Here is a 24,750-nt window from a genome sequence, read left to right as displayed (position 1 = left end):
CCAATTTAGGGTGTCGTAATTAACATGCTGTTTCCGCGACTTAGCGAAAATTAAAGTGAATAAGCGCTAAGCTTTCGGCGGCTCGTAGTCGGCGTAGAGGCCAAGAGCCTCGCCCTCCATCAGGCCAAGCTCCACCGTGACGCCGGCCGCCCGCAGGCGCGCCACGCCCCGTCCCGCCGCGAAGGTCGAGGGATCGCGGCAGGCGATCACCACCCGGCTCACCCCCGCCTGGGCCAGGCGCAGGGAACAGGAGGCCGTCCCGTTCGAGCGTTCGCCGCAGGGCTCCAGGGTGACATAGGCGCTGGCGCCCGCCGCCGCCGCCCCGGCCTGGTCGAGGGCCTGCTCCTCGGCGTGCGGCCGGCCGCCGGCCTGGGTCGCGCCCTCCCCCACCACAAGGCCGCCCGCCACGATCACGCAGCCCACCGACGGATTGGTTCCGGTGTTCCCGAGGTTGGTGCGGGCCAGCGCGATGGCGCGGCGCATGTGGTCCTGGTCGGCGGTCATGCCGTGGTTGTGAGGCGCCGGGCCGCCCCGCCGCAACCCCGGAGAGTTGAGCGCGTCCCGCCCCTCCCCCATAGTCGGGGGCTGAAGACCCCGGAGGACTCGTGACCGACGCGCTGGTGATCAAGGGCCTCAACAAGACCTTCCGCGCGCCGGCGGTGGACGACCTGAACCTCACCGTGCGCTCGGGCGAGCTCTACGCCCTGCTGGGGCCCAACGGAGCGGGCAAGACCACCACCCTGCGGATGGTGGCCGGGCTGCTGAAGCCGGATTCCGGGACGATCGAGGTGTTCGGCGTCGACGCCCTGGCCGACCCCACCGCCGCCAAGCGCCTGCTGGCCTGGGCGCCGGACGAGCCGATGCTCTACGACCGGCTGACCCCGCTGGAATATCTGGAGTTCGTCGCCGGCCTCTGGGGGGTCGAGGCCCAGACCGCCCGCGACCGCTCCGAGGAGCTGCTGCGGATGCTGGGCCTGTGGGAGGAGCGCGGCCGCCGCTGCGAGGGTTTCTCCCGGGGCATGAAGCAGAAGACCGCCCTGGCCGGCGCCCTGATCCACGATCCCCGGCTGCTGATCCTGGACGAGCCCCTCACCGGCCTCGACGCCGGCGCGGCCCGCCAGGTGAAGGACCTGCTCAGCGCGCGGACCCGGGCCGGCGCCACCGTCATCCTCACCACCCACATCCTGGAGGTGGCCGAGCGGATGGCCGACCGCATCGGCATCATCCAGCACGGTCGGCTGCTGGTGGAGGGCCGCCTGGACGAGCTGCGCGCCCGGGCCGGCGACCGCGACGCCACCCTGGAGGACCTGTTCCTCGACCTCACCGGCCAGGACGAGGCGGCCCCCGCGTGAGGCCGACCCCCGGCTCGACCCTGTGGCTGCTGGCCCACGAGATGCGCCTGGGCTGGCGCGGCGTGCTGGCGCGCCGGGGCGAGAACCGCCGCAGCGGCTGGGTCGCCCTGGTCAGCGTGGCCCTGGTGACCCTGCTGGCCGGCGTGCCCCTGGGCTTCATGATGCGGCGCATCGAGATCACCGTGACCCCCACCGGGATCGTGCTGGCCGACGCGGTCCTGGCGGTGATCTTCAGCCTGATGCTGTCCCAGACCGTGGCGGCCGCCGCCGACGTCCTCTACGACCGCGGCGACCTGGACCTGCTGTTCTCCTCGCCGATCTCGCCGCGCAAGGTGCTGACCGTGCGGTTCGCCGCCATCGCCCTGAACCTCTTCCTGGTGTTCTCGGCCTTCCTCGGACCGTTCCTGGTCCCCATCGCCCTGATCGCCCACCCGCCCTGGCTGGCGGCCTTCGGGGTCCTGGCGGTGATCGCCGTGGCCGCCACCGCCTGCGGCCTGGTGGTGGCCATGGCCCTGTTCGCGGCCATCGGCCCGCGCCGCACCCGCACCATCGCCCAGGTGCTCTCGGCCCTGATCGGGGCCGGCTTCTTCCTGGTCACCCAGGCCCGCACCATCTTCGGCCACGCCGCCGGGTCGGTCTGGAGCGAGCTGATGGCCGCCGCGCCGGCCATTCCCCTGCCCCCCGCCGCCGCCCTGCCCCTGAAGGCCCTGATGGGCGATCCCGGCGCGCTGGCGATCCTGCTGACGGCGGCCGTGGCGATGTTCGCCGGGGTGAACCTGTGGCTGGGGGGCCGCTTCGCCGCCGATTCCGCCGCCGCCGGCGGGGCCGAGGCCAGCGCCGTCAAGGCGCGGACCAGGCCCGTGGCCTTCACCGGCGGGGCCTTCGCCGCCACCATCCGCAAGGAGCTGCGGTTGATGGCCCGGGACGCGGCCCTGATGTCCCAGGTCATGCTGCGGGTGCTCTACCTGCTGCCGCTCGCCTTCGTGCTGCTGCGCAACGCCGGGACGCGGGAGACGCTGGCCCTGCCGGGCGGGGCCGCGGCGCTCACCTTCGTCGCCGGCCAGGTGGCCGCCAGCCTGTCCTGGATCACCGTCTCGGCGGAGGACGCCCCGGACCTGATCGCCTGCGCCCCCACCCCGGTCTCCACCTTCCGGCAGGCCAAGCTCGTGGCCGCCTTCATCCCGGTGGCGATCCTGCTGGCGCCGATCCTGGCGATCCTCATCGTCCTGGCGCCTGGGGTGGGTCTGGCGGCGACCGCCGGATGCGTCGCCACGGCGCTGGCCAACGGCCTGATCAACATCTGGTACCAGCGGCCGGCCAAGCGCTCGGAGTTCCGCCGCCGCCGGGGGTCGAGCTGGTTCTCCACCCTGGTCGAGCTGCTGGTGGGCGCGGCCATCGCCGCGGCCACCGGCCTGGCCGCCGCCGGCCAGCCCTGGGCGGCGATCCCGGCTCTGGTGGCCGGCGTCCTGCTGCTCGCCATCCGCCGCACCGACACCCAGATCGCCACGGCGCTGCGGGCCGCAGCCCGCTAGCTACCGTAGGTGGGCAGCTTCGTCGCGCGCTCGGCGTCTAGGTAGCGCGCCGAGGTCGGCTTCAGGGCGGCGTCCAGCTCGATCAGCAGCGGATTGCCGGTGGGAATCTCGACGTCGATGATCGCATCGGACGACAGGGCGTAGATCAGCTTGACGATGGCCCGCAGGGAATTGCCGTGGGCGGCCACCAGCACCGTCTCGCCGGCGGCGAGCTTGGGGGCGATCTCGGCGGTCCAGTAGGGGGCGACCCGATCCAGGGTGGTCTTCAGGCTCTCGGTGTCGGGCAGGGTCGCGCCAGCGTAGCGGCGGTCCTTGCTGAAGTCGAACTCGCCGCCGGGCGGCAGCGGCGGCGGCGGCACGTCATAGGACCGGCGCCAGATCTTCACCTGGTCGGCGCCGTGCTTGGCGGCGGTCTCGGTCTTGTTCAGGCCCGTCAGCCCGCCATAGTGGCGCTCGTTGAGCCGCCAGTCCTTGATCTCCGGCACGAAGACCTGGTCGGCCGCGGTCAGGGCCAGCCAGCAGGTGCGGATGGCGCGGGTCAGGACCGAGGTGAAGGCGCGGTCGATCTGCAGGCCCGCGGCCTTGATCAGCTCCCCGCCCTTGGTTGCCTGGGCCTCGCCCTCCGGCGTCAGGTCCACATCCACCCAGCCGGTGAAGCGGTCCTCGAGGTTCCAGCGGCTCTGGCCATGGCGCAGCAGGATCAGGGTGGGCACGCGGAAACCTCCATTGTGGCGACGCCTGCGGGCTAGGGCGCGGGGGCCGGGGCGTCAAGGGTTCGCTGGCCCAGGCCGATTCGAGCCGCTATATGCGGACGACCATGCGTGACCGCCTGTTCTTCCCCGCCCTGGCCCTGGCCGCCCTGCTTATGGTGGCGCTGGCCGCCGTCTGGCCCCAGGGGCTGGGCGACCGTTCGTGGGGGCCCTTCGGACACACCCCGGCGCAGCGGACCCCGGCCATGCAGGCGGCGATGAAGCGCGAATCCGACGCCTCGAACCAGCGTCTCAACCAGGCCCGGCAGGCGGTTTCCGACCTGCAGAGCCAAGCCATATCGCCGACCCAATGACCGATTTCGACGCCGTGGCCGTGGGCCGCCGGGTGCTGGCCGCCGAGGCCGCCGCCCTCACCCAGCAGGCCGACGGCCTGGGGGAGGCCTTCGCCCGGGCGGTGGACATCCTGCACGCCGCCAAGGGCAAGATCGTCTGCTCCGGCATCGGCAAGTCCGGCCACGTGGCGCGCAAGATCGCCGCCACCTTCGCCTCCACCGGCGCGCCGGCCTTCTTCGTCCACGCCAATGAGGCCAGCCACGGGGACCTGGGCATGATCGCCGAGGGCGACGTGGTGCTCTGCCTGTCCAAGTCGGGCGAGGTGAAGGAGCTGGCCGACGTCCTGGCCTATTCGAAGCGCTTCCACATCCCGCTGATCGCCCTGACCGCCGACGCCAAGAGCGCGCTCGGCAAGGCCGCCGACGTGGTGCTGCAACTGGCCGACGCCGCGGAGGCCACCGCCGAGGTCAAGGCGCCCACCACGTCGACCACCCTGCAGATCGCGCTCGGCGACGCCCTGGCCGTCGCCCTGCTGGAACGCCGGGGCTTCACCGCCCGGGACTTCAAGACCTTCCACCCCGGCGGCAAGCTGGGCGCCATGCTGCGCACGGTCGGGGACCTGATGCACGGCGCCGACGAACTGCCCCTGGTGTCCCTGGACACCCCCATGGCCCAGACCCTGCTGGTGATGACGGAGAAGGCCTTCGGCATCGTCGGCGTCACCGGTCCGGACGGCGCCCTGCGCGGCGTGATCACCGACGGCGACCTGCGCCGCCACATCGACGGCCTGATGGGCCACACCGCCGGCGAGGTCATGACCCCGGGCCCCAAGAAGACCGCGCCCCCCGGCATGCTGGCCGGCGAGGCCCTGGCCCTGATGAGCGACCCCCTGCCCATGGTCACCGTGCTCTTCGTGGTGGAGGGCGCAAAGCCGGTCGGAATCTTGCGCGTTCACGACCTGGTGCGCGCCGGCGTGTAGCAAACGTCACGAAACGTAAGTTCAAGGCTCGCGTTCGCATGGTCTTAAGGCCTCAAGACCTTTAAGACCCCTGCACGAACACGTCCGATGGAGTTCCGATGCTTCCTGTCCCGCGCGCCGACCTCGTCCCCAATACCCTCGACTACGAAATCTATCCGCTGGTTAAGGCCACCGGCTTCCGGGAATACGACGCGCGCTGGCTGCTGGGGCCCGACATCAACCTCCTGGGGATCGAGGCCCTGGGGGTCGGCCTGGGGACCTATATCCAGGAGCTGGGCCAGAAGAAGATCGTGGTGGGCCACGACTTCCGCTCCTACTCCATCTCGGTGAAACAGGCCCTCACCGTCGGCCTGCTGGCCGCGGGCTGCGAGGTGCTCGACATCGGCCTGGCCCTGTCGCCCATCGCCTATTTCGCCCAGTTCGACCTCGACGCCCCCTGCGTGGCCATGGTCACCGCCAGCCACAACGAGAACGGCTGGACCGGGGTGAAGATGGGCGCCCAGCGGCCCCTCACCTTCGGCCCCGTCGAGATGGGCCGGCTGAAGGAGATCGTCCTGGGCGGCCTGGGCAAGTTCCAGCCCGGCGGCTCCCTGACCCACGTCACCGGCGTCCCCGAGCGCTACGTCGCCGACATCGTGCGCCGCGTGGCCGTGAAGCGTCCCCTGAAGGTGATCTGCGCCTGCGGCAACGGCACGGCCGGCGCCTTCGCCCCCGACGCCCTGCGCCGCATGGGGGTCGAGGTGATCGAGATGGACTGCGAGCTCGACTGGACCTTCCCGCGCTACAACCCCAATCCCGAGGACCACGAGATGCTGCAGGAGATGGCCAAGGCCGTCCGCGAGCACGGCGCGGACCTGGCGCTCGGCTTCGACGGCGACGGCGACCGGTGCGGGGTGGTGGACGACACCGGCGAGGAGATCTTCGCCGACAAGATCGGCCTGATGCTGGCCCGCGACCTCTCGGTCCTGCACAAGAACGCCACCTTCGTGGTCGACGTGAAGTCCACCGGCCTCTACGCCACCGACCCGGTCCTGGCCGCCAACGGCGCCAAGACGGTCTACTGGAAGACCGGCCACTCCTACATCAAGCGCAAGACCGCCGAGCTGGGCGCGCTCGCCGGCTTCGAGAAGAGCGGCCACTTCTTCTTCAACGATCCCCTGGGGCGCGGCTACGACTGCGGCCTGACGGCGGCCGCCGCCATCCTGGCGATGATGGACCGCAATCCCGACAAGAAGCTCTCGGAGCTGAAGGACGCCCTGCCCATCGCCTACACCTCCCTGACCATGTCGCCCCACTGCGGCGACGAGGTGAAGTACGGCGTGGTGGACGATGTGGTGGCCGAGTACGAGGCCCTGGCCCTGGCCGGCGGGACCATCCTGGGACGGAAGATCGTCGAGGTGATCACCGTCAACGGCGTCCGCGTCGCCCTAGAGGACGGTTCCTGGGTCCTGGTGCGCGCCTCCTCCAACAAGCCGGAGATCGTGGTGGTGGTGGAGAGCACCCAGTCCGACGCCGACATGCGCGCCCTCTTCCATGAGGAAGTGAAGCCGCGCCTGGGCAAACGCCCGCAGGTGGGCGCCTACAATCAGGAAGTCTGATCCGCGCGGCGCCACTTTTGCTGCGCCGCAAAAAGATGTACCGGCCTGACGCAGGGCCTGCTCGAACTCGGGGATAGAAGATGCACGTGACGATGATTGGCACCGGCTATGTGGGCCTGGTGAGCGGGGCCTGCTTCGCCGACTTCGGCCATGACGTGATCTGCATCGACAAGGACGCCGGCAAGATCGAGCGCCTGAAGAACGGGGGCATCCCGATCTTCGAGCCGGGGCTGGACGTGCTGGTGGCCCAGAACGTCAAGGCCGGTCGCCTGTCCTTCGACACCGAGGCCGCCGCGGCGGTGAAGAAGGCCGACGCGGTGTTCATCGCCGTGGGCACGCCGTCGCGCCGCGGCGACGGCCATGCCGACCTCTCCTATGTCTACGCCGCCGCCGAGGAGATCGCCGGCCTGCTGGACGGCTTTACCGTCATCGTGACGAAGTCCACCGTGCCGGTGGGCACCGGCGACGAGATCGAGCGCATCATCAAGGCCAAGCGCCCCGACGCCCAGTTCGCCGTGGTCTCCAACCCGGAGTTCCTGCGCGAGGGCGCGGCCATCGAGGATTTCAAGCGCCCCGACCGCGTGGTGGTGGGCCTGGAGGACGAGCGCGCCCGGCCGGTGATGACCGAGCTCTACCGGCCGCTCTATCTCAACGAAACGCCGATCGTCTTCACCAGCCGCCGCACCAGCGAGCTGATCAAGTACGCCGCCAACGCCTTCCTGGCGCTGAAGATCACCTACATCAACGAGATCGCCGACCTCTGCGAGGCCCTGGGCGCCGATGTCCAGCAGGTGGCCCGCGGCATCGGCCTGGACAAGCGGATCGGCGGCAAGTTCCTCAACGCCGGCCCAGGCTATGGCGGCTCCTGCTTCCCGAAGGACACGCTGGCCCTGGTGCGCACCGCCACCGACGCCGGCAGCCCGGTGCGGCTGATCGAGACGACGGTGGAGATCAACGACGCCCGCAAGAAGGCCATGGCCACCAAGGTGGCCGCCGCCCTGGAGGGCGATCTGGCCGGAAAGACCATCGGGGTCCTGGGCCTGACCTTCAAGCCCAACACCGACGACATGCGCGACGCCCCGGCGCTGGACATCATCCCAGCCCTGCAGAAGCTGGGCGCCAAGGTGCAGGCCTACGACCCCGAGGGGGAGGAGGCCAAGCACATGCTCAAGGATGTCGACTTCAAGGACGACGCCTACGCCGCGGCCACGGGCGCCGACGTCCTGGTGCTCATCACCGAGTGGGACCAGTTCCGGGCGCTCGACCTCGACCGCATCAAGGACCTGATGAAGGCCCCGGTCATGGTCGACCTGCGCAATGTCTACAAGCCCGAGGACCTGCGCTCGCGCGGCTTCAAATACGCAAGCATCGGCCGGGCCTAGGCCCGCGCGACAGGGCTATGGCGGCGGGGATGGGGCGCAGAGGCCAGGGCTCGCCCAGGGCGAGATCGGTCATGCCCCTGACGGGGCGTCGATCGGCGGCGTCCGAACCTGCGCGGTCTTAGCGGGCCAGCAGGTTGAGAAGCTCGGTCCCGATCCAGAGGGCGCCGGCCCAGAAGGCCACGGCGAGGAGCGCGACGAAGGCGAGGCAGGCGATCGAGCTGGCGGCTCGAGCCGGTCCTCGCGTCACGCCCGTGATGACGGGGTTACGCTGCATGTATCCTCCCAGAACTCTTTTCTTCGTCAGGGCCGGTCGAGCGGCCCTGAACATTACGAAGCTGACATGAATTCCAGGGGTTGAACACCCGAGAAAGCCCCCGGCTTCAGGTTGCCGCAGCGGCACGGGCCTTCAAATACGCGTGTAGGGCGCCGATTTCTTCGTGGCTCCAGGCGTTGAACCGCCCCGGCGCGGTCTCGCTCATCAGCCCGAGCCTGCGATTCCCCGCCGCGATTCCCGTGCGCAGCAGGCGCTCGAAATCGGCCTCGTCATAGGCGCCGGCGATGGTCAGGTCCGGCGATTTGACCCCCGCCGAGCCCTTCAGGTCGGCGCCGTGGCACTCCACGCAGGCCCGGGCCAGGCTGCGGCCCTGGGCGAACTGCGGGCCGAGGTCAGGCAGGCCCGTCTTGCCGTTGGCCGCGATCTGGGCCGGCGCGGAGCGGAACTTGCCCAGCACGGCCCCCAGGCGGCCGACCGGTCCGATCTGCTTGTCGATCTGCGGATGGCCGGTGGGCGGCGTGCTGCGCAGATAGGCCAGCAGGTCGGCGGTCTCGGCGTCGGTCAGGCTGGCGAAGGCCTCGGAGGGCATGATCCACAGAGCCCGACCGTCGGAGGCCACCCCCATGCGGATGGCGCGGGCCAGGTCGGCGTCCGACTGGTGGCCGATCTTCAGGCTGAGGTTTGGTCCCGCGATCCGGGCCAGAGGCATCTCGTCGAAGAACAGCCGGCCCTCCAGGGCGCCGCCATGACAGTCGTTGCAGCCATAGACCTTGGCCAGCCTCGCGCCCCGGGCCACGGCGCCGGGATCGCGCGACGCGGTGATCGTCACCGGCGCCTTGGCGTGCGGGGTCCGCAGCATGATCTCGGTCCCCCCGTAGACCAGGCCCACCGCCAGAATCACCAGCCCCGCCACACCGGCCAGGCCCAGGCCCAGCCACTTCAGGAAACGCGTCATCGCTCGCCCTCTCCAAGGAGCGGCGGAGATATTTCGCAAGCTTCAGCGGTTCAATCTGTGTGATTGCAGGGCCGTTCTGCGCAATTGCAGAGCGACCCGCGCAACCCTAGGCGGCGGCCTTCTTCACCGCGCCGACGATGTCGCGGACCACGTCGCGGACCAGCTTCTCGTCGTCGCCCTCGGCCATGACCCGGATCAGGGGCTCGGTGCCGGAGGCGCGGACCACCAGGCGTCCGGTCCCGTTCAGGCGGACCTCGGCGGCGGCCAGCACCTTCTTGACCTGCTCGTCCTCCAGGGGCTTGCCGCCGGCGAAGCGCACGTTCTCCAGCCTCTGAGGCACGGGCTCGAACTGATGGGCCAGTTCGCTCATCGGCTTCTCGGTTTGCTTCAGCACCGCCAACACCTGCAGGGCCGCCAGCAGGCCGTCGCCGGTGGTGGAGAAGTCCGACATGATCATGTGACCCGACTGCTCGCCGCCGAGATTGAACCCGCCCTCGCGCATCCGCACCATCACCGCCCGGTCGCCCACGGCGGTGCGTTCCAGCTTCAGATTGCGGGCGCTGAGGAAGCGTTCGAGGCCCAGGTTGGACATCACCGTCGCCACCACCCCGCCGCCGGTCAGGCGGTCGCGCTTGGCCCAGTTGTCGGCGATCAGGGCCATGATCTGGTCGCCGTCGACCACGTGGCCCTTCTCGTCGCAGATCACCAGCCGGTCGGCGTCGCCGTCCAGCGCGATGCCGATGTCGGCGCGATACTCCTTCACCGCCCGGACCATGGCCTCGGGGTGGGTGGAGCCGCATTCCTCGTTGATATTGGTGCCGTCGGGATCGACGCCCACCTTGATCACCTCGGCGCCCAGTTCGTAGAGCACCACCGGCGCCACCTTGTAGGCCGCCCCGTTGGCGCAATCGATCACCACCCGCAGGCCCGCCAGGCTCAGGCGGCGCGGGAAGGTGGCCTTGGCGATCTCCACATAGCGCGCCTGGCTGTCGTCGATGCGGGCCACCCGGCCCAGGCCCGCCGGCGGCGCCAGGCCCTCGGTCAGCCCCTGGTCCATCAGGGCCTCGATCTCCAGTTCGCGCTCGTCCGACAGCTTGTAGCCGTCAGGGCCGAACAGCTTGATGCCGTTGTCCAGATAGGCGTTGTGCGAGGCCGAGATCATCACCCCCAGGTCGGCGCGCAGGGACCGGGTCATCATCGCCACCCCCGGCGTCGGCAGCGGCCCCAGCAGGCGCACGTCCATCCCCACGCTGGCGAACCCCGCCACCAGGGCCGGCTCCACCATGTAGCCCGACAGCCGGGTGTCCTTGCCGATCACCACCATGTGCCGCCGGTCGTCCTGGGACATGAACAGCTTGCCCGCCGCCAGGCCGACGCGCAGCGCCACCTCCGCGGTCATGGGGTGGCTGTTGGCTTGGCCGCGGATGCCGTCGGTCCCGAAATAGGCGCGTTTGGTCATCTAGGTGGGGCTCTCGAAACGATACGAAACTGAGATTTAATCGACGCCCCGTTTGCGAATGCTAAAGGCGGCGCTGTCTTCAAGATTATCGCGGCTTAGGGCCACGGCAAAAGGAACTCCACGTCCATGTGCGGGATCATCGGCATTGTCGGCACGGCCCCCGTCCAGGACCGGCTGCTGGAGAGCCTCAAGCGGCTGGAATATCGCGGCTACGATTCCGCCGGAATCGCCGGCGTGGTGGACGGCAAGGTCGAGCGGCGGCGGGCCAAGGGCAAGATCCGCGCCCTCGAGGACGTCCTGGTCGAACATCCCCTGAAGGCCATGGTCGGCATCGGCCACACCCGCTGGGCCACCCACGGCGCGCCGTCGGAGATCAACGCCCACCCGCAGCAGGCCGGCCGGGTGACCCTGGTGCACAACGGCATCATCGAGAACTTCGCCGAGTTGCGCCGCGAGCTGGAGAGCCAGGGCCGGACCTTCGAGAGCCAGACCGACACCGAGGTCATCGCCCAGTTGCTGGACACCGAGCTCGCCTCGGGCCTGGAGCCGCTGGCCGCTTTGAAGGCGACCCTGGACCGGCTCAAGGGCGCCTACGCCATCGCCGTGCTCATCCAGGGCCGCGACGACCTGATCCTGGGCGCCCGCCGCGGCAGCCCCCTGGTGGTGGGCTATGGGTCGGGCGAGATGTTCCTCGGCTCCGACGCCCTGGCCGTCGGCCCCTTCACCACCCGCATCGCCTATCTGGAGGAGGGCGACTACGTCGCCATCGACCACAACACCGCCTCCATCTTCAACGAGCACGGCCAGGCGGTGACCCGCGAGATGCGCGTCGTCTCCCCCTCGGCGGCCCTGGTGGAGCGCGGCAACTACCGGCACTTCATGGAGAAGGAGATCCATGATCAGCCCGACGCCTGCCAGCACACGCTTTCGGCCTATCTCGACCCCGTCACCGGCCGCGCCACCGCCCCCGGCGGGGTCGACTTCGCCAAGATCGACCGCGTCCAGATCATCGCCTGCGGCACCGCCTTCTATGCCGGCCTGATCAGCCGCTACCTGTTCGAGCGCCTGGCCCGCATTCCCGTCGATGTCGAGGTGGCCTCGGAGTTCCGCTACCGCGAGCCGCCGGTCACCCAAGGCACCCTGGCCATCGTCGTCTCCCAGTCGGGCGAGACCGCCGACACGCTCGCGGCCCTGCGCTGGTGCAAGGCCCAGGGGCTGCAGACCGCCGCGGTGGTCAATGTCCACGAGTCCACCATGGCGAGAGAGGCCGACGTCCTCTTCCCCACCCATGCCGGCCCCGAGATCGGGGTGGCCTCCACCAAGGCCTTCACCAGCCAGGTGGCGGCCCTCACCGCCCTCGCCATCGCCGCGGCCGCCGCGCGGGGCAAGATCGACGCCGCCGAGGAGGCCCGCCTCTCCAAGCTGCTGCTGGAGGCGCCGCGCCTGATCGCGCAATCCATCGCGGTGGAGGAGACCATCCGGGCCCTGGCGCCCGAACTCGCCAAGGCCCGGGACGTGCTCTATTTCGGCCGTGGCGCCATGTCGGCCCTGGCCCTCGAAGGCGCCCTGAAGCTCAAGGAGATCAGCTACATCCACGCCGAGGGCTACGCCGCCGGCGAGCTGAAGCACGGCCCCATCGCCCTGATCGACGAGGCCACCCCGGTGATCGTCATCGCGCCCTCCGACGCGCTCTTCGAAAAGACCATGTCCAATATGAGCGAGGTCATGGCCCGCGGCGGCCCGATCATCCTGATCACCGACGCCGAAGGCGCCAAGCACGCGCCCCCCGGCATCAAGCTGATCATCGCGCCGACCTGCGATCCCCTGGTGGCGCCGCTGGTCTTCTCGGCCCCCATCCAGCTGCTGGCCTATTACGTGGCCGTGCAGAAGGGCGCCGACGTCGACCAGCCCCGCAACCTGGCCAAGTCGGTCACTGTCGAGTAGCCGACAGGCAGGGCAAGTTTTCGCAGGCCTTGTCACAAACGCCCGATGGATTTCGCGCCCTGGCTCCTCTAGTCAAAGCCCGACGGAGGACTGAATGACCAAACGCGTGCGCAAGGCCGTACTTCCCGTGGCGGGTCTGGGGACCCGGGTGCTTCCCGGCGCCAAGACCACGCCGAAGAACATGCTCAACATCTTCGACCGGCCGATCCTGTCCTATGTGGTGGAGGAAGCGCGCGCCGCGGGCATCGAGCACATCGTCTTCGTCACCGGGCGCGGCCAGGGCGCCATCGAGGACTATTTCGACGCCAATCCGGAGATCGAGAACGCCCTGCAGGCCAAGGGCAAGGCCGACATCCTGGCCGAGGTCCGCGCCGACCTGCCCACCCCGGGCGGCATGAGCTTCGTGCGCCAGATGGCGCCCCTGGGGCTCGGCCACGCGGTCTGGTGCGCCCGCCACATCATCGGCGACGAGCCCTTCGCCGTCATGCTGCCCGACATGCTGATGGCCGCCGAGGTTCCGGCCCTGGCCCAGGCCGTGGCCTCCTATGAGAAGGTCGGCGGCAACATCATCGCCGTGGAGCCCTGCCCGGACGGCGAGGCCCACAAGTACGGCATCGTGGCCCTGGAGCGCCAGGACGGCCGCCTGAACCGCATGACCGGCATGGTGGAGAAGCCCGCCCCCGGAACCGAGCCCTCGAACCTATTCATCTCGGGCCGCTATATCCTGCAGCCGGAGATCTTCGAGCTGCTGGAGCGCCAGGGCAAGGGCGCCGGCGGCGAGATCCAGCTCACCGACGGCATGGCCCAGTTGATGAAGAGCCAGGCCTTCCACGCCCTGGAATACGAGGGGACCACCTACGACTGCGGCGACAAGATCGGCCTGCTGCGCGCCAATGTGGCCTTCGCCCTGCGCCGTCCCGAGTTCGCCGAGGCCGCCCGCGCCGCGATCCAGGCCCTGCTCTAGGGGGGCCTGACCCTTGCGCCTCTTCGTCTTCGGTTACGGCTTCTCCGCCCGGGCCCTGGCCAGACGCCTGATCCCGCAGGGCTGGACCGTGGCCGCCAGCTTCCGCGACGAAGGCGGGGCCGCACGCCTGGCCGCCGAGGGCGTGGAGCCGGTTCCGGTGAGCGACCCCGACGCGATCGCCGCCGAGATGGGCCGGGCCCAGGCGATCCTGATCACCGCCCCGCCCAACGAACTGGGCTGCCCGGCCCTGCCGGCCCTGGTCCGGCCGATGGCCCGGGCTGGCGCCATTCCCGACTGGATCGGCTACCTCTCCACCACCGGGGTCTATGGCGACCGGCGCGGCGGCTGGGTGTTCGAGGACAGCCGCCTGGCCGCCCAGTCCCTGGAGGGCGCGCGCCGGGTGGGCGCCGAGCGCGACTGGCTCGAGGTGGGCCGCGGCATGGGCCTGACGGTCACCATCCACCGCCTGCCCGGCATCTACGGCCCCGGCCGCTGCGCCTTCGACCGCCTGCGGGCGGGCCGCGCCCGCCGGGTCGCCGCGCCGGGCCAGGTGTTCAGCCGCATCCATGTGGACGACCTGGCCGCGGGCCTGGAGGCCTCCATCGCCCGGCCGCGCGCCGGCGGCGTCTACAACCTCTGCGACGACGAGCCGGCTCCCAACAGCGAGGTGATCGCCTACGCCGCCAGGCTGCTGGGGATGGAGCCGCCGCCGGAGGAGGTCCTGGACCTCGACGCCCTCACCCCCTCGGCGCGGCGCTTCTACGCCGAGACCAAGCGGGTCTCCAACGCGCGCGCCAAGGCCGAGCTGGGCTGGCGGCCGATGTACCCGACCTATCGCGAGGGGCTGGCGGCGATCCTGGCGGCGGGCGGCTAGATCCGCGACAGCGCCCAACCCGCCGCCGCGCAGGCCGCCAGGGTCGGCAGCATGCCGGTCTTGAAGCGCAGCATGGCGATCATGGCGGCCAGGCTCAGCACCGCGGCCCGCCAGTCCAGACTGGACAGCACCGGCAGGTCCGGTCCGATCCCGAACACCGCGACCCGCTTCACCTCCCCGAACAGGGTGTGCAGGGCGAACCAGACCGCCAGGTTGGCGATCACGCCCACCACCGCCGCCGTCACCGCCGCCAGGGCCCGGGCCGCCGCCCTGTGTCCCCGCAGGGCCTCCACATAGGGGGCGCCCAGGAAGATCCACAGGAAGCAGGGGGCGAAGGTGACCCAGGTGGTGAGCAGGGCGCCCAGGCTTCCCGCCAGCAGGGGCGCGAGGTCCCCCGGCTGGCGATAGGCGGCCAGGAAGCCCACGAACTGCAGGACCAGGATCAGGGGCCCCGGCGTGGTCTCGGCCAGGCCCAGGCCATCCACCATCTCGCCGGGCGCCAGCCAGCCGAAGCCCTCGACGGCGGCCTGGGCCACATAGGTCAGGACCGCATAGGCGCCGCCGAAGGTCACCACCCCCATGGTGCCGAAGAACCCCGCCAGCCGGGTCCAGACGCTGGCGGGACCGGTGAGGACGAACAGGGCGGCGAAGGGCGCCAGCCAGAGCGGCAGCCAGACCGCCAGCACCTTCAGGACCCGGCCGCGCGACGGGACGACATGGGGGGCCTGCCCCCGGGCGATGACCTCGTCCACCAGGCCCCGCGGGCCCTCGTCGATATCCTGCTCGTGGCCGGGCGCCTGGAACAGGTCGGGCTTCAGCCAGCCCGCCAGGCCGGCCAGGGCGATGATGGCCGGGAAGGGAATGTGCAGCAGGAACAGGCCCAGGAAGGCCGCCACGGCCAGGGCCACTGACGCCTGGCCCTTCAGCGCTCGCCCGGCGATGCGGATCACCGCGGCGATCACCACCGCCAGCACCGCCGACTTCACCCCCAGGAACAGGGAGGCCGCCACCGGCGTCCCGCCGTAGAGGGCGTAGCCGATGCTGAGGCCCAGCATCACCAGGGCGCCGGGGAGAACAAACAGCAGGCCGGCCACCAGGCCGCCGGCGGTCCGGTGCATCAGCCAGCCGATATAGATGGCCAGCTGCTGCGCCTCGGGACCGGGCAACAGCATGCAGTAGTTCAGCGCGTGCAGGAACCGCCGCTCCCCGATCCAGCGGCGCTCCTCCACCAGCATCTTGTGCATCAGGGCGATCTGGCCGGCCGGGCCGCCGAAGCTCAGCAGACCGATCCTGGCCCAGACCCGCGTGGCTTCCCCGAAGGTCGGCATGCGGGGCGGGGCGGCCGGCTCCATCAGGCGACCTCGTCCAGGGCCGCCAGCAGCCGGGCGATGTCCTGCGGCCGCGACAGCCGGTGGTCACCGTCCTTGATCAGCGTGAAGACCACGTCGTCGCCGTTCAGCGCCTGGGCCAGCTCCAGGGCGTGGCGCCAGGGGACGTCGGGATCGGCCCCGCCCTGCAGGATGCGCACCGGCGCGGTGATCGGCACGGGCCCCGGCAGGATCGACCAGCGGGCGCCGTCCTCCAGCAGGGCGGCCGTGATCGGATAGGGATCTCCGTACTCGGAGGGTCGCATCCAGACCCCGTCCCGGGCCAGGGCCTCACGGCCGGCGGCGTCGATCCCGGGCGCCATCAGCTTCTCGGTGAAGTCGGGCGCGGGGGCGATCAGCACGAGGGCGCGGATCCGTTCGGCCCGCACCGCGGCGGCCAGGCAGGCGATCCATCCGCCCATGGAGGAGCCCACCAGGACCAAGGGCCCCGTGGTGAGCTCGTCGAGGACCGCCAGGGCGTCCTCCCGCCAGCGGGTGATGGTCCCCTCGGCGAAGTCGCCGTCGGACTCCCCGTGGCCGAAATAGTCGAAGCGCAGATAGGCTTGGCCCCGCGCCAGGGCCCAGTCCGCCAGGGCCTGGGCCTTGGTCCCGGCCATGTCGGAGCGGAAGCCCCCCAGCCAGACCACGGTGGGCTGCGCCCCCGCCACCCGGCGCCAGGCGATGCGCGCGCCGTCCGGCCGCGTCAGGAATCCGGTCTCTTGGCTCATACCCCGATCAATAGCCCGTGCGCGGCGCGCCGTCAGCGTGCGACGGGCTTTACGCGCCCCCGCAGTGCGTTATGCAGATGGCCGTGACACTGCCTCCCAACTTCACATTGCTGCAGGTCGTCCCCGAGCTCGAGACCGGCGGCGCCGAACAGACCACGATCGACGTGGCCAACGCCGTGGTGCGCGCCGGCGGCAAGGCCCTGGTGGCCACCCGGGGCGGCCGCATGACCGCGCGCCTGGAGGCCGACGGCGGCCGCCTGGCCCAGATGCCGGTGCAGTCGAAGAACCCCCTGGTGATGCTGGGCAACGCCGCCCGGCTGGTGGACCTGATCCGCAAGGAGAAGGTCAGCCTGGTCCATGCGCGGAGCCGGGCGCCGGCCTTCTCGGCCCTGTGGGCGGCCCAGGTGACGGGAACCCCCTTCGTGGCCACCTATCACGGGATCTACAACGCCAAGTCCAGGCTCAAGCGCTGGTACAATGCGGTGATGACCCGGGGCGACCTGGTGATCGCCAATTCCGACTACACCCGCGACCACGTCCTGGAGCAGCACGACCTGTCGCCGGACAAGATCGTCACCATCCCCCGCGGCGTGGACCTCGACCGCTTCAATCCGGCCCAGGTGACGCCGGAGCGCCTCGAGGCCCTGCGCGCCGCCTGGGGGATCGCCGCCGACGACCGGCGTCTCAAGATCCTGCTGGGGGGACGCCTGACCCGCATCAAGGGCCATCTGACCGTCATCGCCGCCGCCGCCCGGCTGAAGGCGGAGGGCCGGGGCGACTTCCTGATCATCTTCGCCGGCGACGACCAGGGCCGCACGGACTACCGCGAGGAGCTGGAGGCGGCGATCGTCGATGCGGGACTGTCGGCCGAGATCAAGCTGGTGGGCCACTGCGACGACATGCCGGCCGCCTTCCTGCTGTGCGACCTGGCGATCCTGCCCACCACCGTGCCGGAGTCCTTCGGCCGCACCGCCGTCGAGCCCCAGGCCATGGGGCGCCCGGTGATCGCCTCGGCCCACGGCGGCGCCACCGAGACCGTGCTGGACGGCAAGACCGGCTGGCTGACCCCGCCCGGCGACGTCGACGCCTGGGCCAAGGCCCTGGCGCTGGCCCTCGACGCCGGTCCCGCCAAGCTGGCGAAGATGGGCGAACTGGCCTCCAACCGGGCCCGCCAGCTTTATTCGGCCGAGGCCATGTGTTCGGCCACAATGGCGGCCTATGAACGCGTGCTGGAGGCCAGAGCCCATGGCGCGTGAGATCAAGAAGGTCCTGGTGATCAAGCTGTCGGCGCTGGGGGACTTCGTCCTGGCGCTCGCGGCCATGAAGAAGATCCGCGAGGCGCACAAGCGCGCCCACATCACCCTGCTCACCACCCCGCAGTTCGAGGGCCTGGCCAAGAGCTCGCCCTATTTCAACGCGGTGGAGACCGACGGCAAGCCCAACGGCCCCGGCGCCTGGCTGGCCCTGCGCGCCCGGATCAAGAAGGCCAAGTACGACCGGGTCTACGACCTGCAGACCTCCTCGGCCTCGAACCGCATCTTCCAGATGCTGCGGCCCTTCCCGCCCGAGTGGTCGGGGATCGCCATGGGCTGCGCCCTGCCGCACAAGAACCCGCACCGCAATTCCATGCACACCCTGGAGCGCCAGGCCGACCAGCTGAAATACGCCGGCATCTGGCCCGACGCCCCCACCGAGCCGGGCGCCGCCCCGCCGCCGGACCTCTCCTGGGTGCTGCGTAAGGCGCCGCAGGAACGCCCCGTGGCCGGGGGCGTCATGCCCCGGCCCTATGTCCTCTTCATCCCCGGCGGCTCGGCCCACCGGCTGGACAAGCGCTGGCCGGTGGAGCGCTACGGCGAGCTGGGCAAGCTGCTCTACGACCGCGGCTTCGACATCGTCATCCTGGGTGGCCCCCAGGAAAGCGCCGTGGCCCGCCAGATTCAGCGCTATGTGGGCAAGGCCCGCGACCTCACCGGCCGCACCGACTTCGCCCGCATCGCCATCCTGGGCGCCAAGGCGGCCCTGGTGGTGGGAAACGACACCGGCCCGCTGCATCTGGCCGCCGCCACCGGCGCCCCCACCATCGTGCTGTTCTCCAACGCCTCGGACCCCGCCCTGTCGGCCCCGCGCGGCCATGTGGCGGTGCTGCAGGCCGACAATCTCGGCGATCTGGCTGTGGCGAGCGTCGCACAGGCGGCGAATGCTTTGGCGCCAGCCCCCGGCGGCGCTTGATCGCGGGGAGCCGCAGGGTCATATACTAACTGAACACCCCGGAGCGCTCTCGCGCGGCCGGTGCGTTCGCCTTGAAATAGCTCACGGAGCAAAAGCCTATTCGCCGCCCCATGCAGGCGCCGCCCGTCAAAGACGGACCGCGCATCAATGACGATATCCGCGTCCCAAAAGTTCTGCTCATCGATCAGCACGGTGAGAAGCAGGGCGTGATGCCGACCTCTTCCGCTCTGGAGGCCGCCGAGGAGGCGGGCCTCGACCTGGTCGAGATCGTGCCGAATGCTGATCCGCCCGTCTGCAAGATCCTGGACTACGGCAAGTTCAAGTTCCAGGAGCAGAAGAAGAAGAACGAGGCGCGCAAACGTCAGAAGGTGGTGGAGATCAAGGAGATCAAGCTCCGTCCCAACATCGACATCCACGACTACGAAGTCAAAGCGCGCTCCATGCACCGCTTCTTCGAAGAGGGCGACAAGGTGAAGGTGACCTTGCGCTTCCGTGGCCGCGAACTCGCCCACCCCGAACTTGGCATGAAGCTGCTCCAGCAGGTGAAGGCCGACTTCGAGCCGGTGGCCAAGGTCGAGTACGAGCCCCGCATGGAAGGCCGCCAGATGATCATGATCCTGGCGCCCCGCTAAAAAGCCGGCGACAATACCGAAGGCGGCCGTCCCCAGGGGCGGCCGCTTTTTCGTGCGCCCTCCCTCCCCTTCATGGGGAGGGGCAGGTCGCCATAGCGACCGGGGTGGGGAAGTGTGGCCAGCACTCCCCACCCGTCCGAAGCTTCGCTTCGTCCACCCTCCCCATGAAGGGGAGGGAAGGTTTTCTCCCCCCCGCGACAACCGAGCGTCACGCTGGGTCTTTACGCCCCCAGCGGTGCAGCCTAACACCAGATCATTATGTCCCAGTCCGAGCCGTATAAGGCCCCGGCGCCGCGTTTTGCTGCGGCGTCGCTGATAGCCGTCATCTTTATCAACATGTTGGGCTTCGGGATCATCGTCCCGTTGTTGCCCTTCTACGCCAAGTCCTTCGACGCGGCGCCCTGGCAGATCGGGTTGATCTTCGGAGCCTATTCGGTGGGCGCCTTCTTCGGCGAACCCCTGTGGGGCCGGCTGTCGGACAAGTACGGCCGCAACCCGCTCTTGATCTCCACCATCATGGGCAACTGCCTCTGCTACCTGGCGCTGGCCTTCGCCCCCAACATCTGGGTGGCCTTCGCCATCCGCCTGGTGGGGGGCCTGGCGGCCGGCAACGGCGCGGTGGTGCAGGGCTACATCGCCGACGTCACCCCGCCCGAGAAGCGCGCCCGCCAGATGAGCTATCAGGGCGCGGCCTGGAACGTCGGCCTGATCATCGGCCCGTCGGTGGGGGGCTTCTTCGCCCACGAGGGCATGGGCCCGGCCGGCTTCCGCATTCCGCTGTTCATCGCCTCGGGCCTGGCGGCCCTCTGCGTGATCGCCATCGCCATCGTCATCAAGGAGAGCCGGGTCCGCGAGGAGGGCATCAGCCACCGGCCCAGCCGCTGGGCGGCCGTCGGCGAGGCCGTCAGCCATCCGGTGATCGGCCGCATGATGCTGCTGACCTTCCTGGTGGGCTTCGCCTTCACCGGCATCGAGAGCCAGTTCGGCCTCTGGTCCCAGGCCCGCTTCGGCTGGGGTCCGCGCGACATCGCCGTCTGCTTCGCCTTCACCGGCGCCACGGCCTTCTTCTTCCAGACCATGGTCACCGGCCGCATGTCGGAGAAGTACGGCGAGGGCGTGATGCTGGCGGTCGGCATGGGCATGACGGCCGTCGCCGCGGCCCTGCAGATCGTCTCCATCAACGGCTACATGACCATCGCCCTGATGTGCCTCACCGCGGCGGGCCAGTCGGTGGCCTTCCCGAACGTCGGCGCGATCATCTCGCGCACCGCCGATCCGCACCGCCAGGGTCAGATCATGGGGCTGAACAACGCCACCGGCGCCCTGGCCCGGGTGACCGGCCCCATCTGCGCGGGCCTGATGGTGCCGCTGCTGCGGGACGGCCCCTTCATCCTGGGGGCCCTGGTGGTGACGCCGGCCATCCTGCTGGCGCTCTCGGCCACCCGCCGGGCCATCGCGCTGGGCAAGCTGAACGAACCCACGCCGTGAGCCTGACCGCCGAGAAGCAGGACCTTCGCGCGCTGGTCATCCTGCTGTCGGTGGTCTTCCTCAACATCGCCGGCTTCGGGGTGGTGATCCCGCTGCTGCCCTTCTTCGGCAAGGCCTTCGACGCCCCGGCCTGGCAGATCGCCCTGCTGTTCTCGATGTTCTCGGCGGGGCAGTTCCTGGGGGAGCCCTTCTGGGGCCGGCTGTCGGACCGGGTCGGCCGCCGCCCGGTGCTGATCGTCACCATCGCCGTCAGCGCCCTCTGCTATGTGGCGCTCGCCTTCTCTCCCAACATCCTGGTGGCCTTCGTCGCCCGGTTCGCCGGCGGCTTCTTCGCCGGCAACATCTCGACCCTGCAGGGCTGCATGGCCGACATCACCCCGCCGGAGAAGCGCGCCGGCCGCATGGGGGTGATGGGCTCGGCCTTCTCCATGGGCTTCATGACCGGCCCGGCCCTGGGGGGCCTGCTGGCCCGGCCCGACCTCGGCCCCATCGGCTTCCAGCTGCCCCTGTTCGCCGCCGCCGGCCTGGGCCTGGCCTCGGCGCTCGGGGTGCTGCTGTTCGTGCGCGAGACCCGGCCCGGCACGCCCGACGTGCGGCCCCGCGGCCGTCAGGTCGCCCTGCGGGAGGCCTTCGCCCACCCGGTGATCGCCCGCATCCTGATCATCTCCTTCGTCATCGTCTCGGGCTTCGCCGGCATCGAGGCCACCTACGGCCTGTGGACCGCCGCCAAGTTCGGCTGGGGGCCGCAGCAGATCGGGCTGGCCTTCATGGTCATCGGGGTGATCGGCGCCTTCAGCCAGGGCATCGCCACCGGCTGGCTGGTGGCCCGCTTCGGCGAGCCCCGGGTGCTGATCGCCGGCCTGTGCCTGATGTTCGTCGGCATGCTGGTGCAGTTCACCTCCCTGGTCCCGGCCCAGGCGGTGCTCGGCCTGGCCATCGTCGGCTTCGGCCAGTCCATCTGCTTCCCCAACCTGGTGGGGCTGATCTCCAAGTCCACCCCGCCCGACCGCCAGGGCGAGATGCTGGGCCTCAACATGTCCAACAATGCGCTGGCCCGCATCGGCGGCCCCATCTATGCGGGCCAGCTCTTCAGCCTGGTCTCGCCGGGCGCGCCCTTCGCCCTCACCGCCATCCTCATCGTGCCGGCCCTGATCCTGGCCCTGCAGGTGATCAAGCGCGTGCCCCGCATCGCCCCGGTCGCCTAGCCCCCGCCGAACAATCCGGCCAGCAGGTTGATGGTCAGCGCCAGGACCACGGTGTTGAAGGTGAAGGCCACGATGCCGTGGATGGTCCCGATCCGCCGCAGGGTCTTGGAGGTGAAGGTGACGTCGGCGGTCTGGGAGGCCACCCCGATCACCGTCGAGAAGTGCACGAAGTCCCAGTAGTCGGGCGCCTCGCCGCCGGGAAAGCCCAGTCCCCCCACCACCTTGTCCCCGCCGAGCTCGGCGTCGGGCGCGTAGTACTCATGGGCGTAGTGCAGGGCGAAGATCAGGTGGACCATCAGCCAGGAGGCCGCCACCGTCCCGAAGGCCAGCGTCACCCGCAGCCCCTTCTCCAGCCCGTGCTCGCCCTTGGCCTGGGACAGCTCCAGGCCGATCGCCCAGACGCTGACCGCCGCGGCGACGGTGACCAGGGCCAGGATCACCCCCTGGCCCTGATCCTGGCTGGCCGCCTGGGCGCGGATCTCGCCCGGCGTCTTGTTCCCCATCATCCGCATCACGGCGACGACGAAGACCAGGCAGGTGGCGTCCCAGCCGAAGATGGCGCTGGTGCTGCCCCTCAGGCCGAAGGCGCCGCTCAGCGCCCAGACCACCAGGCCCACCGTGATCGCCGCCAGCAGCCGCGGCCGCGCCAGGAACGCCCCGATCACCGGCGCCCGCAGCACCGGCGGGATCGGCTTGAGGACGGGCTTGGGCGGGGACTTGGGCTTGGCGGCGGACTTGCGGGCCATGGGGCGCTCCGGATCGGGGGGTCATATGAACGCGCCCGGGCCCTGTTGTCCCCGGCGATGATGACCCGCGAACCGGACTCAAACCCTTGCTTTCCCGCACCCTTTCGCGTATTCGCCCTCCCCTTCGGAACCGTCTGGCCCAATGGCATGCCAGGACGGTTCATCAATACGCCAGAGGACGGGGCTCACGCTCCGCAGAGAAATGCCGAAACTGAAGACCAAGTCAGGCGCCAAGAAGCGCTTCAAACTCACCGCGTCGGGCATGATCAAGGCCGGCGTGGCGGGCAAGCGCCACCGGCTGATGAGCCACAGCGCCAAGTACATCCGACAAAACCGCGGCACCAAGGTCATGACGGCGTCTGACGCCAAGATCATCAAGACCTACCTGCCCTACGGCCTTTGATCGGAGAACTGACACATGGCACGCGTTAAAAGGGGCGTTGTCGCCCACGCCCGTCACAAGAAGGTTCTTGAGCAGGCCAAGGGCTTCTACGGCCGCCGCAAGAACACCATCCGCGCCGCCAAGGCCGCGGTGGACCGCGCCGGTCAGTACGCCTACCGCGACCGCAAGGTCCGTAAGCGTAACTTCCGCTCGCTGTGGATCCAACGCATCAACGCCGCGGCCCGCACCGAAGGTCTGACCTACGCCACCTTTATCCACGGCCTTGACCTGGCCGGGATCGAGATCGACCGCAAAGTCCTGTCGGACATCGCGGGCAATGACCCGGTCGCGTTTAAGGCCATCGCTGAGAAGGTTCGCGCCGCTCTGGCTTGAGGCCCGGGAGCTTTTCGCTCCTAAAGCATTCAAAGCCCTTCGGCCGAACCGCCGGAGGGCTTTTTGCTGTCCTCTTTCCGCGCCCTGTCACCCCCTCTAAGAACCGCGTGTCATGACCGCCAAACTCGAAGCCGACCTCACCGCCGCCATCGCCGCGGCCCCCGACCTCGCCGCCCTGGAGGCCGTGCGCGTCGCGGCCCTGGGCAAGTCGGGCGCCATCTCCGACCTGCTCAAGTCCCTGGGGGCCATGTCCCCCGACGAGCGCCGCGAGCAGGGGCCCCTGATCAACGGCCTGCGCGACCGCGTGGCCGCCGCCATCGCAAGCCGCAAGGCGACCCTGGAGGCCGCCGAGCTGGACGCCCGCCTGGCCGCCGAGCGGGTCGACCTCTCCCTGCCGCCGGCGCCGCGCCGAAAGGGCTCGGTCCACCCCACCATGCAGGTGATGGACGAGATGATCGCCATCTTCGCCGAGATGGGCTTCGCCCTGGCCGAGGGGCCGGACATCGAGACCGACTTCAACAATTTCACCGCGCTTAACTTCCCGCCCAAGCATCCGGCCCGCGAGATGCACGACACCTTCTTCCTGCCGCAGGACGAGGCCGGGGAGCGCAAGGTGCTGCGCACCCACACCAGTCCCGTCCAGGTCCGGGTGATGAACCGCACCAACCAGAAGCCGGCCGCCCCCTGGATCGCCGCGGGCCAGGAGCCGCCGATCCGCGTCATCGTGCCGGGCCGCACCTTCCGCAAGGATAGCGACCAGACCCACACCCCGATGTTCCATCAGATCGAGGGCCTGGTGATCGACAAGGCCATCCACATGGGCCACCTGAAGTGGACCCTGGAGACCTTCCTCGGCCGGTTCTTCGAGACCCCGGACGTGGTCACCCGCTTCCGCCCGCACCACTTCCCCTTCACCGAGCCCAGCGCCGAGATGGACGTCCAGTGCGACCGCTCCGGGGGCGAGGTGAAGATCGGCCAGGGCAAGGACTGGCTGGAGATCCTCGGCTGCGGGATGGTCCACCCCAATGTGCTGCGCAACTGCGGCCTGGACCCCGACGTCTGGCAGGGCTTCGCCTTCGGCTGCGGCGTCGACCGGCTGGGCGTGCTGAAATACGGCATGCCCGACCTGCGCGACATGTTCGCCAGCGATGTCCGCTGGCTGCAGCACTACGGCTTCTCGGCCTTCGCCGCCCCCAATCCCGCCACCGGCCTGAGCTGAGGAGC

General features: G+C 70.0%; 25 protein-coding genes. 17 read left to right on the top strand and 8 right to left on the bottom strand.

From position 1 onward, the window contains the following. Window positions 1-66 precede the first annotated feature (66 nt). A complete protein-coding gene (locus AC1RN5_RS01280) occupies window positions 67-504 on the bottom strand; it encodes a bifunctional diaminohydroxyphosphoribosylaminopyrimidine deaminase/5-amino-6-(5-phosphoribosylamino)uracil reductase RibD (RefSeq protein WP_493039476.1) in 438 nt (145 codons plus the stop codon). 101 nt (window positions 505-605) lie between these two features. On the opposite strand from AC1RN5_RS01280, the gene AC1RN5_RS01275 reads away from it, so the two are divergent. Together AC1RN5_RS01275 and AC1RN5_RS01270 are read left to right on the top strand one after the other, a co-directional pair. Then, entirely contained in the window at window positions 606-1,352 is a 747-nt protein-coding gene (locus AC1RN5_RS01275) for an ABC transporter ATP-binding protein (protein ID WP_493039475.1), read from the top strand. Then, window positions 1,349-2,884 carry a hypothetical protein gene (locus AC1RN5_RS01270; protein WP_493039474.1) on the top strand — a complete coding sequence of 512 codons (1,536 nt, stop codon included), beginning with the start codon at window positions 1,349-1,351 and terminating at the stop codon, window positions 2,882-2,884. The genes AC1RN5_RS01275 and AC1RN5_RS01270 overlap by 4 nt, the downstream gene beginning before the upstream one ends. On the opposite strand, the gene gpmA is transcribed toward AC1RN5_RS01270, so the two are convergent. After that, window positions 2,881-3,597 carry a 2,3-diphosphoglycerate-dependent phosphoglycerate mutase gene (gene gpmA / locus AC1RN5_RS01265; RefSeq protein ID WP_493039473.1) on the bottom strand — a complete coding sequence of 239 codons (717 nt, stop codon included), beginning with the start codon at window positions 3,595-3,597 and terminating at the stop codon, window positions 2,881-2,883. The genes AC1RN5_RS01270 and gpmA overlap by 4 nt on opposite strands. A gap of 104 nt (window positions 3,598-3,701) precedes the next feature. On the opposite strand from gpmA, the gene AC1RN5_RS01260 reads away from it, so the two are divergent. The 4 genes from AC1RN5_RS01260 (at window position 3,702) to AC1RN5_RS01245 (ending at window position 7,886) form a co-directional block, all read left to right on the top strand. Continuing rightward, on the top strand, window positions 3,702-3,947 hold the full coding sequence (locus AC1RN5_RS01260; protein WP_421932996.1) for a hypothetical protein: 246 nt from the start codon (window positions 3,702-3,704) through the stop codon (window positions 3,945-3,947). After that, window positions 3,944-4,906, top strand: coding sequence for a KpsF/GutQ family sugar-phosphate isomerase (locus AC1RN5_RS01255; protein WP_493039472.1), 963 nt, complete (start codon window positions 3,944-3,946; stop codon window positions 4,904-4,906). The genes AC1RN5_RS01260 and AC1RN5_RS01255 overlap by 4 nt, the downstream gene beginning before the upstream one ends. A gap of 98 nt (window positions 4,907-5,004) precedes the next feature. Continuing rightward, window positions 5,005-6,504, top strand: a complete 1,500-nt coding sequence (locus AC1RN5_RS01250) for a phosphomannomutase/phosphoglucomutase (RefSeq protein WP_493039471.1) — start codon at window positions 5,005-5,007, stop codon at window positions 6,502-6,504. Between the two features lie 80 nt (window positions 6,505-6,584). Next, window positions 6,585-7,886, top strand: coding sequence for a UDP-glucose dehydrogenase family protein (locus AC1RN5_RS01245; protein WP_493039470.1), 1,302 nt, complete (start codon window positions 6,585-6,587; stop codon window positions 7,884-7,886). Between the two features lie 118 nt (window positions 7,887-8,004). Here the strand turns inward: AC1RN5_RS01245 and AC1RN5_RS01240 are convergent, their stop codons facing one another. The 3 genes from AC1RN5_RS01240 to glmM all read right to left on the bottom strand — a co-directional run bounded on the left by AC1RN5_RS01240 (window position 8,005) and on the right by glmM (window position 10,574). After that, a complete protein-coding gene (locus tag AC1RN5_RS01240; RefSeq protein ID WP_421933000.1) occupies window positions 8,005-8,160 on the bottom strand; it encodes a hypothetical protein in 156 nt (51 codons plus the stop codon). Window positions 8,161-8,266: 106 nt separating this feature from the next. Continuing rightward, window positions 8,267-9,115 carry a c-type cytochrome gene (locus tag AC1RN5_RS01235; RefSeq protein WP_493039469.1) on the bottom strand — a complete coding sequence of 283 codons (849 nt, stop codon included), beginning with the start codon at window positions 9,113-9,115 and terminating at the stop codon, window positions 8,267-8,269. 106 nt (window positions 9,116-9,221) lie between these two features. Further along, on the bottom strand, window positions 9,222-10,574 hold the full coding sequence (glmM, locus tag AC1RN5_RS01230) for a phosphoglucosamine mutase (protein ID WP_493039468.1): 1,353 nt from the start codon (window positions 10,572-10,574) through the stop codon (window positions 9,222-9,224). A 126-nt stretch (window positions 10,575-10,700) separates the two neighbouring features. On the opposite strand from glmM, the gene glmS reads away from it, so the two are divergent. From glmS to AC1RN5_RS01215, 3 genes are all read left to right on the top strand, one after another. Further along, window positions 10,701-12,518 carry a glutamine--fructose-6-phosphate transaminase (isomerizing) gene (gene glmS / locus AC1RN5_RS01225; protein WP_493039467.1) on the top strand — a complete coding sequence of 606 codons (1,818 nt, stop codon included), beginning with the start codon at window positions 10,701-10,703 and terminating at the stop codon, window positions 12,516-12,518. 94 nt (window positions 12,519-12,612) lie between these two features. Further along, complete coding sequence (locus tag AC1RN5_RS01220; RefSeq protein ID WP_493039466.1) at window positions 12,613-13,482, top strand: UTP--glucose-1-phosphate uridylyltransferase; 870 nt, start codon at window positions 12,613-12,615, stop codon at window positions 13,480-13,482. Between the two features lie 13 nt (window positions 13,483-13,495). Then, on the top strand, window positions 13,496-14,356 hold the full coding sequence (locus AC1RN5_RS01215) for a Rossmann-fold NAD(P)-binding domain-containing protein (protein WP_493039465.1): 861 nt from the start codon (window positions 13,496-13,498) through the stop codon (window positions 14,354-14,356). Here the strand turns inward: AC1RN5_RS01215 and chrA are convergent. Both chrA and AC1RN5_RS01205 read right to left on the bottom strand, forming a co-directional pair. After that, window positions 14,353-15,708, bottom strand: a complete 1,356-nt coding sequence (chrA, locus tag AC1RN5_RS01210) for a chromate efflux transporter (protein ID WP_493039464.1) — start codon at window positions 15,706-15,708, stop codon at window positions 14,353-14,355. The genes AC1RN5_RS01215 and chrA overlap by 4 nt on opposite strands. Then, the gene (locus AC1RN5_RS01205) at window positions 15,708-16,451 is read right to left on the bottom strand and encodes an alpha/beta fold hydrolase (RefSeq protein ID WP_493039463.1); all 744 of its coding nucleotides are present in this window, start codon (window positions 16,449-16,451) and stop codon (window positions 15,708-15,710) included. Before AC1RN5_RS01205 ends, chrA begins: the two co-directional genes overlap by 1 nt. 83 nt (window positions 16,452-16,534) lie before the next feature. Between AC1RN5_RS01205 and AC1RN5_RS01200 the strand changes: the two genes are divergently transcribed. The 5 genes from AC1RN5_RS01200 (at window position 16,535) to AC1RN5_RS01180 (ending at window position 22,005) form a co-directional block, all read left to right on the top strand. Continuing rightward, window positions 16,535-17,707, top strand: a complete 1,173-nt coding sequence (locus AC1RN5_RS01200) for a glycosyltransferase family 4 protein (RefSeq protein ID WP_493039462.1) — start codon at window positions 16,535-16,537, stop codon at window positions 17,705-17,707. Then, window positions 17,697-18,680, top strand: a complete 984-nt coding sequence (locus AC1RN5_RS01195) for a glycosyltransferase family 9 protein (RefSeq protein WP_421933009.1) — start codon at window positions 17,697-17,699, stop codon at window positions 18,678-18,680. Before AC1RN5_RS01200 ends, AC1RN5_RS01195 begins: the two co-directional genes overlap by 11 nt. 110 nt (window positions 18,681-18,790) lie before the next feature. After that, window positions 18,791-19,312: a translation initiation factor IF-3 gene (gene infC, locus AC1RN5_RS01190; RefSeq protein WP_215342444.1), complete on the top strand. Its 522-nt coding sequence runs from the start codon at window positions 18,791-18,793 to the stop codon at window positions 19,310-19,312. 258 nt (window positions 19,313-19,570) lie between these two features. Beyond that, window positions 19,571-20,800: an MFS transporter gene (locus AC1RN5_RS01185; protein WP_493039461.1), complete on the top strand. Its 1,230-nt coding sequence runs from the start codon at window positions 19,571-19,573 to the stop codon at window positions 20,798-20,800. Then, window positions 20,797-22,005 (top strand): MFS transporter, encoded by a 1,209-nt coding sequence (locus tag AC1RN5_RS01180; RefSeq protein WP_493039460.1) that lies wholly within the window; start codon window positions 20,797-20,799, stop codon window positions 22,003-22,005. The genes AC1RN5_RS01185 and AC1RN5_RS01180 overlap by 4 nt, the downstream gene beginning before the upstream one ends. Here AC1RN5_RS01180 and AC1RN5_RS01175 read toward each other — a convergent pair. After that, on the bottom strand, window positions 22,002-22,751 hold the full coding sequence (locus AC1RN5_RS01175) for a DUF1345 domain-containing protein (protein WP_493039459.1): 750 nt from the start codon (window positions 22,749-22,751) through the stop codon (window positions 22,002-22,004). The genes AC1RN5_RS01180 and AC1RN5_RS01175 overlap by 4 nt on opposite strands. A gap of 202 nt (window positions 22,752-22,953) precedes the next feature. On the opposite strand from AC1RN5_RS01175, the gene rpmI reads away from it, so the two are divergent. From rpmI to pheS, 3 genes are all read left to right on the top strand, one after another. Beyond that, window positions 22,954-23,154, top strand: coding sequence for a 50S ribosomal protein L35 (gene rpmI / locus AC1RN5_RS01170; RefSeq protein ID WP_304701667.1), 201 nt, complete (start codon window positions 22,954-22,956; stop codon window positions 23,152-23,154). 15 nt (window positions 23,155-23,169) lie between these two features. After that, on the top strand, window positions 23,170-23,526 hold the full coding sequence (gene rplT, locus AC1RN5_RS01165; RefSeq protein WP_421933013.1) for a 50S ribosomal protein L20: 357 nt from the start codon (window positions 23,170-23,172) through the stop codon (window positions 23,524-23,526). 112 nt (window positions 23,527-23,638) lie between these two features. After that, entirely contained in the window at window positions 23,639-24,745 is a 1,107-nt protein-coding gene (pheS, locus tag AC1RN5_RS01160; RefSeq protein WP_493039458.1) for a phenylalanine--tRNA ligase subunit alpha, read from the top strand. Window positions 24,746-24,750: the final 5 nt, after the last annotated feature.

This window comes from Phenylobacterium sp. GW821-FHT12F10 (assembly GCF_058806695.1).
Note: the sequence above shows the minus strand (reverse complement) of the source record. Positions and strands in the feature narration are given on the sequence as shown.